Raw genomic sequence first — 13,060 nt, forward strand, 5'->3', positions numbered from 1 at the left:
CTTTTTCCAACCGACACGCGAAATGGCGCCCCTTCCGGCATCGTTGTGAACCGTTCTCCAGCTCACTTCGCCGGCATCTTCCTCCATGACCCACTCTCCCTTCCGCTTCCTTTCGCTCACATGCGCAGTGATGACAGCACTGCTCATCCCCGGCCTCACGCTCCACGCTGCCCAGCCGCTTGCTCAGGATTACACCGTCATCTTCCGCAATCCAGACCCGGAATTCTATGTGGAAGGCCCCGGCTTGGCGAAACTAGATGATGGCTCGCTGCTCGCCGTGGTGCCCGTGGTTCCGCGAGCGAAGTGGAGTGAAGAACGGCGAGCGACGAAAAGCGTGACGCATCTGCTGAGCAGCACGGATGGTGGGAAGACGTGGACGGAGATTTCGAGCCTCCCCTACTACTCCGCCGCGCCTTTCTTGCACAAGGGCACGCTCTACCTCTTCGCGAACAAGGGCGGCACGAAGTCGCGCAATGATGATCTCGTGCTGCTGAACAGCATGGACGGCGGAAAAACATGGTCCGAGCCAGTGACGCTTTTCAAAGGACACTTTTGGAACTGCCACACGGGCATGGTGCAGCGCGAGGACAAGATCTACTGGGCCACGGATGACCTGAGCCTGGGCAAGAATCGTGGTCCTCGCCTCATCGCAGGTGATCTCTCGCACAACCCGATGGATCCAGCATCATGGCGCTTGTCAGCACCTGTCCCCTTTCCCGGAGTACCCAGCATGATGACACTCGCGAAGGATGACGCAGTCTCCAGCCAGTATCTGGAGCCCAATGTGCTCGAAGTAGGTGGCAAGCTGCGCGTGCTCTGTGCCGTGAAGCTGAAACGTCAGGCTGTGACGAATCTGTGCGGCGTGCTGGATGCCACGAATGAGGGTCCGAGTGCACCTCTCGGGCTGAAGTTCACCCACTACCACGCCATGCCGGGTGGGCAGCTCAAGTTCTGCGTGATTCGTGATGAGCCTTCCCGCTTGTTCTGGGCCACCGCGAACTATCCCGCCGACAGCACCGATGTCTTCGACTGGTTCAAGACCGTGAAGGAGAAGACCGACACCAAGGAGTCCACCACCACGGCGGGCGGCAATGATCGCCGCTTCCTCATGCTGCAGTACAGCGTGGATGGGCTGAACTGGTTCCCCGCCGGATGCGTGGCCCAGGCGAAGAAGGTCTCACAGTCCTTCATGTATGCGCGCCCTGTGGTGGATGGAGACGACCTTGCGATTATCGCGCGGTCGAATATCAACGGGCCGAATCATCATGATGCGGACTGCGCCACGTTCCACCGCGTGAAGAACTTCCGGGAGCTGGCGTTGGATTTGTTTCCGGAGGGGGAGTAGTGGTTAGAACCGGATCGACTCCGTCATCAGGTGCGCTTCGTCAAGCTCCTGAAGCGCCGCATAAGAAATTTCCGCCCAATAGGTGACAAAGGTCAAATGTTCTCCATCCGAGATGTACCAGGCTCTGGATAGCCAACCATCTCTGAGATAGTCCGCGTAGATCCCAAAAGTTCCGAAGCATGAGAGTCCCACTTCAAGAATGGTGGGTGCCATGGGCAATTGCTGTGCAATTTCAAACTCCCTCAACAGCTCTTGCAGCACTCTCTTGTCGAACTTGGGTTTTTCACCCGCCACACCTCGCCGTTGTGAACTGCAAGGCGCCTAAGCCACAATCGCCCTTCCCCAAAGTCGGTGGAGCGCCCTCGGGAAGGGAATCTGTCACATCGAGCCATCCTTCCACGAAGTCGATGTTAACGTCTGCAAAGGGGTATCTCATCAATAGGGAGCTCAGTCTCCGCCTCGAATCTCCTCCTCCGCGAAGGTGGTGAACACCCTGCGCTGTGGGAGGATGAGAAGAGCGTCAGGATAGAAATCGAACGATACCGCAAAGGGACGATGGGCAGAGTTGATAGCCTCGAACGCAGCCTGTGCAGCCCTTGAAGGTGGAACATCGTCACTGGGAACAATGGTAATCCACGGTATCTGGTCCACATACCGATAGCCGCTGAAGTCGGCACCCGACCCCGCCCCCTCTGCGAATGTCCCAACCCGACCGAGTGCCTCGGCCAAATGCTCGAAGAGTTTGTCATATTCCGACTCTGCGATGATTCCTTCAGCAGCATCACCATGAGTTTCAGCAAATTCCGACCCCATGTGTTCAGCTTCTTCGTATGTGACAGGATGAAATTCAAAGCTGTTGGACATATTCCCAACAACTGACGCATCGAATGTGGACGCACAAAGACAAAATCTCACACATTTCGAGACGCCATCACGCCGGCCGGAGGCCAGCGCATCCCAGGGCTGATGGATGCCAATCACGCTGCACGGTTCGTTTTTGCGTCTTTCTGTTAGCGAGTGTTAGCGTCCATTAGCGGTCCGGTGTTCGCCTAGAAAGCATACCCAAACGTGATGTGCAGCGCGCCCATGTCCTCGCCTTCTTCGCGGTTCAGGTTGTAGCCGTAGTCGATGCGGAGGGGGCCGACGGGCAGCTTGTATCGGATGCCCAGGCCGACGGCGTAGCGGACGTCCTCCGGTCGGCTGAAGACGGTATCCTCCTCGCGGGTCAGGGTGCCCATGTCAGTGAAGACAGCGAGTTCCAGGTTCTTCGCAACTTCATACGAGAACTCAACGCTGAAGGTCTGGCTCAAGGTGCCGCCCACAGGGGTATCGCCATTGATACTCTTCAGACCCATCTCGCGCTCGGCGAAGCTGCGCACGCTGTTCGCGCCGCCGTTGAAGAGACGGAGGTCGATGGGCACCTCATCCAGACTGCGCTCGGGTCGGATGGCACTGGTGCGTGCCAGCAATGCGGCGCGCATCTTCTTCGTGAAACGCACGAAGTAGGCAAAGCTGAAATCGGCCCGGGTGTAGGAGATGTCTCCGCCGAGCGTGCCGGAGATGCTGCCGTTGAACACAAAGCCTTTCGAGGGAAGCACCGGGCTGTCTCGGAAGTCGATGATGGTGGAGAAGCCGACAATGCCGAGATTGTAATCATCCGGCCCCAGTTCCTCCGGTGTGAGCACGTCGGACTCGGAAGTGTTCATCGAGTAGTCGCCAAAGATGTTCGTGGAGAACTCCTTCGTCCACTGGCGTGAGAGGACCACCTTTCCGCCGTAGCTTTGCCGCTTGTAGTCGAAGATGTCCTGGCCGTCCGCATACAGGGACATGTCCAGCGTGTGTGAGGTGTTGAAGACCGCCGGGTCCGTGAGTCTGGCCACTCCCGTGATGCCCACACCACTCCACTCCGCCTTGAGCTGCCCGGCGTTCCCCGAGTTGAAGATGTTCACCTTGCGCAGTTCGCCCCCAACGATGGGACCCTTGAAGGTTTCATAACCGACATACGCCGCCCGAGTGCGCGTGGGGCCTTCTTCACCGGTGAGTTCCAGGGTGATGGTGTCATCCGTCATCTTCTTGGGGGTGACATCCAATCTTGAGAAAACATCCGACTTCAGGGCCTGCTTGTGCATGACCTCCAAGTCGGCAGGAGAGTACACATGGTTCACCGAGCGCTTGAAGCTGGCACGCACAATGCGATCCGCCCCCTTGGAGAAGCCCGGTGCCACGGAGATGCCGACGATGCGGAAGAGATTTCCTGGGATGACCTGATACACCACCGGCACGGGTCCACCGCGCACCCTGGACAAGTCGGCTGAAGAGATGACTTCCGCAGCGAAGTACCCGCGCTGCTGGTAGAGGCCGACGAGTTGCTTGCGCACTTCTTCAATCTTCACCTCGCTGAAAGGCTGACCGGTCATGCCCTCGATGGCTGCCATCACCTCCTTGCGCTGGGATTCCCAATCGCCTGTGACTGAAACATGCCCGATGTCATAGCGCGGTCCTTCGGTGATCTTCACCAGAATATCCTGCGTCTTCGTCTCCGAGCGCATGGTGATCTGTGGCTCTGCCACCACGGCATTCAAATAACCCTGCGCCTGGAAATAGCGCTGTACCATTTCCGCGCCTTTCTGGATGTCGTTCTCGACGAGAGGAGGGTTGGCATCATTCCGCCCCAGCTTCTCATGCGTGGGCCGCAGGAGGTAGGCGCGCAGGTCGTCCTCCTTCTGTGAGGTGTTCCCTTCAAAGGTGATGGTACCCACCAGGTAGCGTGGTCCTTCCTCGACTTTGAGGACGGCTGTGCCGCCTTCCACCGTCCATGCGACGGTGGCCTCGGGATAGCCCAAGTCGAGCAGGCGCTGCCGCAGGAAGAACGCCATGTCATCCGCCAGCGGGTCGGACATGGAAGTGTCTCCCGCGAGGCCGAGCTGCTCTTCGAGGACTGCTTTTACGTCATCCACATTGGTTTGTGATACACCATCGGCGCGGACGGAGAGCCCCTGCAACTCCACCGGCACGGAGACAGTCGCGGCGGGTACGGGAGTGTTGGGGGAAGGGGTTTCTTTTACGGCGGGTGATTGGGCGGGAAGGGTGACGGTGGCGCAGAGAATAAGAGCGATGATGAGGACACTTACTCGTGGGCCAAAGCGTCCGGAAGAGTTTGGCGACTTCGTCGCGGTGGGGTGTGCAGCAGGCTGCACTATTGGAAAGCGGCAGCAGGCTGCACGCAGTCCAAGGCCTTCGGCTTTAGCTTCGATGGTGTCCCCCGTTTTCATCATCGCAGCCTCACCAGGTAGTAGAGCAATCCACGGAATCCTTCCCCGCCCGCAGAGCCCGTGGCCTGGAGCTTGTCATTGATTTCATACCGCGCGGTCACGCCCGGTCCTGTGCCGCCACCGCTGCGACCACCTCCACTGCCGAGTGGGTCCACGCTGAAGCTGAGCTTGGAGGGTTCTTCATCGAACCGGCGCTTGGGCGCGGCCTTGTTGAAGAGCTTGCGGTACATCTGGCTCACGAGAAGATAGGCGGCGCGATTGGCGGCCATGCCCTCGGCACCGCCTGCGTCCCCTGCCGTGGAACCGGTGGCGAGCAGGGAGGCAATTTCATTCTCCGGCAGCGGCGGGCTGGAGGTGAAGCGGAGCTTTGGATCACGCGCCCTGCCATACGCATACACGGTCACCTGATAGTTGTTGATGAGCGAATCTCCCTGCACGTCGATTTGCGGGTCGAGTGGATTGTCCTTGGTGAAGATGATTTCGCCACGGGTGATGGTGAGTCTGCTGAAGGGCAGCATGAGCTTCACCCCCTCCATGGTCGCCTTTCCCTCGATGGCGGGAGCAGCGCCGCTGCCGCGGACACCCGCGTTCACGAGCACGCTGCCATTCATCACATTTCCCAGCAGGCGGATGGGATCGCGCGTGACCACGGCGACGTCAAAGGTCCAGTCCTTCAGCAGTCCAGGTGCGGCAGGAGGTCCTGCCTTGCCTGTGCGCACCGCAGGTGGTGGAGGGGGGAGTTGATTCGGCAGCGACAGAGGAAGAAATTCCACTTCCTTGAACACACGCCCTCGCACCAACTCGACGCGACCGGTCACGGCGGACTTCGTGAGGGAGCCTTTGCAAGAGACGTCCGCATTGGCGCGGAAGCTCATGGTGTTGTCACGCACCAGCAAGGCTTGATCCGCCACGAGTCGCAGGTCCATCGCGGGGTTCTTCATGTCCTTCGCATCGACCGAGCCTTGCACACGGACCTTGCCACCGGCCACCGTCGCTGACACATCACTGAGTTCCACGCGCGTTTCACGAAAGTCGAGATTTGCCTTCACGTCCTTGATGTCCATGGGCACGTCCTTCACCGTCACTCCAGTCACCAGGGTACGCAATTCACCGGACCACGTGGGCTTCGCAGGCGTACCTGTGATGTCCGCCTCCAGAGCGATGGTGCCATCGAGCTTCTCCAGCTTTGGCACGAAACGCGGCACCACATCCAGCTTTGATGCAGGCAGGCTCACGTGTGCTTTGAAGGATCTTTCCATCAGCGCCTTCGGATTCTTCGTCACCATCTCGGCATCGAGGGCCATGGAACCGGTGACCTTGAGAGGTTGCAACGGCGACTGCCTCACGGTGGTATCGAGCGTGAGTTGATCACGCGCCAGAACGAGTGCCACGTCCGCCTGTGCCGCATCAAGCTTGCCTTGCAAGGCTTTGCTCTTCACGCCACTGAGCGAGGCGTTCACTTTCCCCTGCAGTTCCCTCAGTGTTCCCTCAAACAGGACGTCGCCTGTTACGGTGCCTTCCACCGGGGCCTTCTTCCCGATGGTATCGAACACCTGCTGAAGATTCAGCTTCTCCATCTTGAGCTGCAAATGCATGGGGCGAGCTTCATCCAGTGGCACAGCGGGGCGTGGTTGTTTGGTAAGTGCGAGGGGGAGCTGTACCGTGCCATCGAGCAGCTTCACCTTTTGCGTGGAGAGGGTGAGCCTGGGCACGTTGAGATCGGTGTCGGAGACGGTGGCCTGCGCTTCGAGTTTGAACTCTCCCGCGCTCGCCCTCAGTTCTGTGATCTCCGCGCGCTTGCCTTCGTGTTTGGTATTGAGGAAGAGGTCATAAGTTTCAGTACGGCCCTCCAACTTCACGGCATTCACCGCAATGGTGCCGCCGCCGGTGATGTTGCGTGTGGCGATGATGCCGCTGCCTTTCCAATCGATCTCGGCGCTGCCGGAGGTGATCTTGGGTGACTTCGCGGTGCCCATCCATGGTGCGAGTGCGGTGAGGCGTGGGAGTTTCGCATGCACCTCCGCGCTGAAGGGCTGCTGTACATCCAGCGGCATGCGGCCCTGCAGGGTGATGAAGTTGTCCTTGTCGAATCTCAGCATGCCTGAGGCGATGTCTGCGATGCCCTGCTGCACGGTGAAGGCGAGATCGAGATTTTCCACCGTGCCGCCGCGCCACTGCAATCCGGCCACGGTAAGCCCGCCCTTTGCAGTGGGACGGGTGTATTGCTTCTCCTTCAGGTCGGCCACATCGAATGAGGCTGTGCCTTGTGAGCCTACTGTGCCTGCCGTGGGTGCGGGTGACAGGCCCATGAGGGGTCCGAGTGTGGTGAGCTCGTTGAGATTCACCTGCCACTTCGCGGCAGTGGTTTGACGACCGGTGAGTTGCATCTCAGCATCCACGTCGGCGGTGTTTTTCCCCTCGTGTTCGATGTGGCTGCTAGCGCGCAGGAGGCCATTCGTCACGGAGAACTGGGATGCAAAGAGATCGAGCTTCCCTTCGCGCCAGGCGAGCTTGGAGAGTTGCACATCACCCTCTGCCGCGATTTTCTGAAACTGCTTCTCACGCAGGTCTGCCAGGGCGAATGTGGCGCTGCCTTTCGAGGTCACGGCACCGGCTTGTGGTGGTGGGGAGAGCTGGACGCCGGCGAGTGGAAGCAATGATGCGAGGTCGCCGAGCTGCGCGGTCCACTCCACTTTTGCGGGCTGACGTTCGGAGAGTTGGAGTGATGACTTGAGCGTGGCGGTGTTGGTGCCCTGATGATTGAGATTGGCCGTGAGTGCGAGGATGCCGTCGCGCAGGGATACATCGGTCACGAGTGCCTGGAGGTCGCCATTGCGCCACTTCAGGGCATTCACCTGCAGTGAGGCCTGGGCGGTGGTGCGGTTGAAATTCTTCTCGCGCAGATCCATGAGATCGAAGGCGGAGGTCACCTTCACCTCGGCGCGTCCGGCTTCGGGTGGTGGAGTGTTTGTGAGCTTCAGCACACGGAAGAGACTCGCGATGTCCGAGACGTTGCCGTCTACTTTCAGTTGGGTGGGCTGACGTCCGCTCAACACCATCTCTCCCGTGGCGCGAAGGCTGTTGCTGCCTAGCTCATCCAGGGTGGCGGTGAATTCATTGATGCGCACCGCGGTGTCGTTCGAAGTGATGTCGACTTTGAGGGAGGGAATGTCTGCCTGAGGCAGCTTGATGCCAGCACCGTCCAGCTTCGCGGTGGCTTCGCGCACCTTTCCTTCTGCGAGGGAGACGGTGCCATTTCCATTGAGGCGACCTTGCAGGGCCACACCGGCCTGCTTGACGGTGGAGAGATCCGGCGCGGCGAGGGACCACTGCACCTGCATGTCTGCCTTGCCGAATTGCTTCCACGATTCGGGAAGTTGCACGGTGGCCTGGCTTTCGAGGAGATTGGGGCCTGAGGCGACTTTGAAGGAACCCACGCGCAACGTGCCTTCCTTGATGGTGCCCAGGAGTTCCGCAGTATCACACGCATAGCCGGCCACGCGCACGCCGCTGACCTGCAACACGACTTCAGCATCCAGTTGCCGCGGCCACTGCGGCCGCCCCTTCACCTTGATGTCTGCAAGTGTGACCGTGGTGGCGAAGCCCTCAGGCAGCTTTGTCCAGCGCTGTACTTCGGTGTGGGCCATGTTCGTGATCTTGACCGTGGAATTCAACGCTGGCTCGGTGCCCACGCCTTCCATGCGGCCTTTGGAAGAGAAGGTGCCCTTGCCCGAGTGCACGTCGAGCTGGTACTCCATCGCGCCTTGATGGAGATCCTTCACATCGACATAGAGCAGGGGCACGGTAACACTCGGGTCGATGCGCAGGTCGGCAATGGTGAGGCGGCGGTCCTTCACCGTGGTGCGGCCCTCAACGTCCTGCACATGGAGGTTTGCCGAAGGCAGGATGAACTCCTGGATGCGCAGGGAGCCGGGCTCGTCTTCATCGATGAGCAGGTTCAGGTCTTTCAGGACGATGTCGCCCTCGTCGGTGTGGATGAGCGCGTTGACGTTTTGGAGGTTGATGCGATTCACCCAGATGTCGGGCGGTCGCTTGTTCCGCTTCACCTTGGGCGGTGGCACAGGGGTATCGATGCGGGTTCGGATGTCCGCCTCAATCGTGGCGCCTGAGAGGCGAATCTCCTCCAGGAAGCTGCCGGTCCCCTCCCGCCACAGTTTCCACAGGCTGTAGCGCAGCTCGGCGTCCTTCATATCAATGTCCACCACCGTGGAGCCCTCGGGGCCGCGAACCTTGAGGGCGTTGACCTTGAGGTCGGAGAGCATGGAGCCCTCCAGGTCCCACTCGAGGGTGAAGCCCTGCTTCTGTGCGAAGTAGGTGGCGCCCCAGTTCAGCCCAAACTCGAGGAGCTGCCGGTGGAAAATGACCGCCAGGATAAGGAGCCCGAAAAGCACCAGAAACCCGCGCTTCAGCCATCGCCAAAACCGGGACTTGCGTGGGGGCTTGGATTCCGCAGCAGGCGGCGCTTCAGTCATCTTCTGGAGTTAAATCGTCTCTGCCCCCACTTGAGGACGAGATGGATTCGCACGGGGCCAAGGGGCCGGTTCTGAAGGAGTGACGGCGGGTTGCGCCATCATCGCTGGTATTTTGCACGAGCGAAAGGTGGAATTGCGCCTCCGCTCTTTTTCCTCGCTCCACAGTCCCGTTCCCGATATTCTCGCGTCTGCAAGAAATCCCGATGAGGGTTCGTCATCTACGCCTGAACCATGGCTGCCTGCTCCTGCTCCCCGCACCTGTCCACGGACCGCCGACGTTTTCTCGGTGGCATGGGCAGTATTGCGCTGACGCATCTGCTACAGCAAGACGGCCTGCTGGCCTCCGGCCCGATGACGGGTTCAGGGAATCCCCTCGCGGCGCAGCGGACCCATTTCCCTGCGAAGGCGAAGCGGGTCATCTGGCTCTTCATGCATGGGGGGCCGAGTCATGTGGACCTCTTCGACCCAAAGCCGGAACTCATGAAGTGGGCGGGCAAACCGCTGCCGGAGAGCGTGGGCACCTTCGAAACACGTCGCAAGGTGGCGCAGAATCCCCTGCTGGGTCCGGTGAAGCCCTTCGCGCCACGTGGGCGGAGCGGGATTGAGATGAGCGATTTCCTCCCGCACATGGCGGGTGTGGCGGATGAGTTATGCGTCATCCGGAGCTGCCATGGCGACAGCGTGAATCATCCGCAGTCCGTGTACCAGATGAACACGGGCAGCATCCTCATGGGCAAGCCGAGCATGGGTAGCTGGGTCTCGTATGGTCTGGGTTCGGAGAACGCGGACATGCCTTCCTTCGTGGTGATGCCGGACCCGGGTGGTGGACTCAAAGGCGGTGCACCTGCGTGGGGCAGTGGATTTTTGCCTGCGACGTATCAAGGCACGCCAGTGCGGCCGGGGCCGAATCCGATTTTGCATTTGCAGCGACCGGAAGGGATGACGGCGGAGCGTCAGCGCAGCACGCTGGATGTGCTGCATGAGTTGAATCAACTGCACCTCGACGAGCGCGATCACGACACGCAACTCGCGGCGCGGCTGGAGTCCTATGAACTGGCCTGGCGCATGCAGAGCGCCGCGCCGGAGGCAGTGGACATCTCCAGCGAGAGCGAGGCGACGAAGAATCTCTACGGACTGGATGATCCGGTGACGCGTGACTTCGGCACGCGCTGCCTGCTGGCGCGTCGACTGGTGGAGCGCGGGGTGCGCTTTGTGCAGCTCTACTCCGGCGATACCAATGGCTGGGACGCGCATGAGGATGTGCTGGACAACCACACTGCCCACTGCGCCAAGACTGATAAGCCGGTCGCAGGACTTATCCGCGACCTGAAGCAGCGCGGTCTGCTGGAGGATACGCTGGTCATCTGGGGCGGCGAATTCGGCCGCATGCCCATGAGCGAAAAGGGCAAGGGCCGCGACCACAATCCCTACGGCTACACCACGGTCTTCGCCGGGGCGGGAGTGAAGGGCGGCCACGTGCATGGCGCCACGGATGACTTTGGCCTGCGTGCGGAGCGGGACAAGGTGCATGTGCATGACCTGCACGCCACCGTCCTGCATCTGCTGGGCATCAATCACGAGAACCTCACCTTCCGACACAACGGACGGGATGAGCGACTCACGGATGTGGCGGGGAATGTGGTGAAGTCGATACTCGTGTGAGCATTGCCATGCCGTCTCCTTCCTACATTCAGAGGGCACTCCTAAGTGCGGCGATTATATCTGTTTTGAGCTGCCTGGTCTGGCTCATCGACAGTTGGGAAACCGCCCTCCGCTCACCGTGGAGGCTCCTGGCATTCATCTTTGAAAACACGCGTGCGATGGCTGCCCTACTGGAATCGCCCTTTTATGCGGGAGCTGCGACGCTCGCACTCATTTTGCTCGCAGCACGGCGGGATCTGTATGCGATGTTGGCGACCCTGTACTTTGCCCTCAACATCTTTGCGACTATCCATTTTCTAAAGAGCTAGGACGGTCACTCATGAATCGCAGGACTGTCAGTTTCACCACACTCACACGGGCGATGATCCTGCCCTGCGCGCTGCTGTCGCTGCATGGACCTCCGGCCCTTTCCGCCAGGGCCATTCGGGCCTCTGCCGACCCCGTGAAGGATGAACCGGTCATCACGGAGAAGGATCGGCAGCATTGGGCCTTTGTGCCGCTGAGCACGCCGGTACTACCCACGGTAGCGCATCAGGGTGTGATACGAAATGAGGTGGATCGATTCGTGGAAGCTGAACTGGAAAAGGTGGGACTCAAGCTTCTGCCTCAGGCGGATGCGGCCACGCTGCTGCGGCGCGTGACCTTTGACCTCATCGGCCTGCCGCCTGCGGAGGCGGAGGTGGCGGCGTTCGTGGCGAATCCGAGTGATGATGCGTATGCGGCGTATGTGGATCGCCTGCTGGCTTCACCGCAGTATGGGGAAGCTGCGGCACAGCCGTGGCTGGACCTGGCGCGCTTTGCGGAGACGGATGGCTTCGAGCACGACATCGAGCGCAAGCATGCGTGGAAGTACCGCGACTGGGTCATCTCCGCGCTGAATCGGGACATGCCGTTTGATGCGTTTGTGCGCCATCAGATCGCAGGGGACAAGATGGAAGGTGGTGAGGCGGCGGCGACTGGGTTCCTGCTTTCGGGACCGGACATGCCGGACATCAACAATCAGGATGAGCGCCGGCACTTTGTGCTCAATGACATGACGTCCACGGTGGGGTCGGTGTTTCTGGGGCTCACGATGAGCTGTGCGCAATGCCACGATCATCCCTATGACGCCGTGAGTCAGGCGGACTTCTACCGGCTTCGGGCGTTCTTTGATGTGCTGCCGCCCATCGCGCGGGACCGTCAGCTGGGGCCGGAGATGCGCGAGGCAGATGGGCCGCGTCCTGTGAGCCATGCGTATGTGCGTGGAGACGTACGCCGTGCGGGACCTGAGGTGCAGCCTGGATATCCGCGCATTGCCAATCCGCGTGGAGAGGTTGCGGGTGGGAGCCGCGAGGCGTTGGCAGATTGGCTGGCAACGAAGGACAATGCGCTCTTCCTCCGGGTGGCGGTGAATCGGTTGTGGCAGCAACACTTTGGCAAGGGGCTCGTGGTGAGTGCGAGTGATTTTGGGAAGCAGGGGGACAAGCCGACCAATGCGGAACTGCTGGACTGGCTGGCGATGGAGTTGCCACGTCAGGGCTGGAGCTTGAAGAAGATGCACCGGATGATTGTGCTCTCAGCCACGTACCGACAGCAGAGTGTAGGCAAAGGTGCTGCGTGGGAATCCGCGCTGGCGAAGGACCCGGAGAATAATCTCTACTCCCGCATGCCGCGGAAGCGTCTTACGGGTGAGGCGATTCGTGATGCGATGCTTTACACTTCAGATCATCTCAATCCAAAGGCGGGTGGTCCGAGTGTGCGACTGCCGCTGCCTTTGGAGGTGCGCAACAACCTGCTGAAGAAGCAGCGGGAAGATGTGACGAAGGATCCCACAGAGCACGCGAGACGGAGCGTGTACACGTTCTCGCGGAGGAATCTGCGGTATCCGTTGTTTGACTTGTTCGACCGGCCGGATGCGCTCATCAGTTGCGCGCGACGCGGTGAATCCACAACAGCGCCGCAGGCGCTGCTGCTGTTCAACTCGGAGGTGAGTCAGGAGACGGCAAGAGAGCTTGCGAAGAAGGTGATGAGCGAGAGCGGTGGCGATAGTGCGCCGGAGATGCTGGTGAAGGTGACGAGTCGGGTGCTGCTTTCGCGTGAGCCGACAAAGGAGGAGCTTGCGGTAGGTGCGGCGTTTTTGCAGAAGCACACGGCGCATACGGAGACCTTGCAGCAGGCGTTGACGGACTATTGCCTCGCGGTGCTGAACTCGAATGCGTTTGTCTGGGTGGATTGAGGGGGCGCATTCAAAAGTAGTTTCGGCTTCAGCCGAATGGAATGCCCCCTGATACTGAATGCGGCTGAAGCCG

The 13,060-nt window shown here is 60.3% G+C and carries 8 protein-coding genes; 4 read left to right on the forward strand and 4 right to left on the reverse strand.

Annotated elements, in window-relative coordinates:
- The first annotated feature begins 85 nt into the window (after positions 1-85).
- Positions 86-1,345 carry a sialidase family protein gene (locus DES53_RS24710; protein WP_113961011.1) on the forward strand — a complete coding sequence of 420 codons (1,260 nt, stop codon included), beginning with the start codon at positions 86-88 and terminating at the stop codon, positions 1,343-1,345.
- 3 nt (positions 1,346-1,348) lie between these two features.
- Here DES53_RS24710 and DES53_RS24715 read toward each other — a convergent pair whose 3' ends face one another.
- From DES53_RS24715 to DES53_RS24730, 4 genes are all read right to left on the reverse strand, one after another.
- On the reverse strand, positions 1,349-1,639 hold the full coding sequence (locus tag DES53_RS24715; protein WP_113961012.1) for a hypothetical protein: 291 nt from the start codon (positions 1,637-1,639) through the stop codon (positions 1,349-1,351).
- A 153-nt stretch (positions 1,640-1,792) separates the two neighbouring features.
- Entirely contained in the window at positions 1,793-2,209 is a 417-nt protein-coding gene (locus tag DES53_RS24720) for a hypothetical protein (protein WP_147263596.1), read from the reverse strand.
- 185 nt (positions 2,210-2,394) lie between these two features.
- Positions 2,395-4,620: a BamA/OMP85 family outer membrane protein gene (locus DES53_RS24725; protein ID WP_113961014.1), complete on the reverse strand. Its 2,226-nt coding sequence runs from the start codon at positions 4,618-4,620 to the stop codon at positions 2,395-2,397.
- Positions 4,617-9,110 carry a translocation/assembly module TamB domain-containing protein gene (locus DES53_RS24730; protein WP_113961015.1) on the reverse strand — a complete coding sequence of 1,498 codons (4,494 nt, stop codon included), beginning with the start codon at positions 9,108-9,110 and terminating at the stop codon, positions 4,617-4,619. Before DES53_RS24730 ends, DES53_RS24725 begins: the two co-directional genes overlap by 4 nt.
- Before the next feature lie 231 nt (positions 9,111-9,341).
- On the opposite strand from DES53_RS24730, the gene DES53_RS24735 reads away from it, so the two are divergent.
- Genes DES53_RS24735 through DES53_RS24745 form a run of 3 tightly spaced genes read left to right on the forward strand, consistent with a single transcriptional unit; the run spans position 9,342 to position 12,987 of the window.
- Positions 9,342-10,772: a DUF1501 domain-containing protein gene (locus DES53_RS24735; RefSeq protein WP_113961016.1), complete on the forward strand. Its 1,431-nt coding sequence runs from the start codon at positions 9,342-9,344 to the stop codon at positions 10,770-10,772.
- Positions 10,773-10,780: 8 nt separating this feature from the next.
- Positions 10,781-11,080 (forward strand): hypothetical protein, encoded by a 300-nt coding sequence (locus tag DES53_RS24740; protein ID WP_113961017.1) that lies wholly within the window; start codon positions 10,781-10,783, stop codon positions 11,078-11,080.
- Between the two features lie 11 nt (positions 11,081-11,091).
- Positions 11,092-12,987 carry a DUF1549 and DUF1553 domain-containing protein gene (locus tag DES53_RS24745; protein ID WP_113961018.1) on the forward strand — a complete coding sequence of 632 codons (1,896 nt, stop codon included), beginning with the start codon at positions 11,092-11,094 and terminating at the stop codon, positions 12,985-12,987.
- Positions 12,988-13,060: the final 73 nt, after the last annotated feature.

This window comes from Roseimicrobium gellanilyticum (genome assembly GCF_003315205.1).
Taxonomy (GTDB): Bacteria; Verrucomicrobiota; Verrucomicrobiia; order Verrucomicrobiales; family Verrucomicrobiaceae; genus Roseimicrobium; species Roseimicrobium gellanilyticum.

Coding starts and splice junctions, on each gene's coding strand:
- DES53_RS24720 (WP_147263596.1), bottom strand. CDS start 2,209: ATGTCCAACAGCTTTGAATTTCATCCTGTCACATACGAAGAAGCTGAA.
- DES53_RS24735 (WP_113961016.1), top strand. CDS start 9,342: ATGGCTGCCTGCTCCTGCTCCCCGCACCTGTCCACGGACCGCCGACGT.
- DES53_RS24740 (WP_113961017.1), top strand. CDS start 10,781: ATGCCGTCTCCTTCCTACATTCAGAGGGCACTCCTAAGTGCGGCGATT.
- DES53_RS24745 (WP_113961018.1), top strand. CDS start 11,092: ATGAATCGCAGGACTGTCAGTTTCACCACACTCACACGGGCGATGATC.
- DES53_RS24730 (WP_113961015.1), bottom strand. CDS start 9,110: ATGACTGAAGCGCCGCCTGCTGCGGAATCCAAGCCCCCACGCAAGTCC.
- DES53_RS24710 (WP_113961011.1), top strand. CDS start 86: ATGACCCACTCTCCCTTCCGCTTCCTTTCGCTCACATGCGCAGTGATG.
- DES53_RS24725 (WP_113961014.1), bottom strand. CDS start 4,620: ATGATGAAAACGGGGGACACCATCGAAGCTAAAGCCGAAGGCCTTGGA.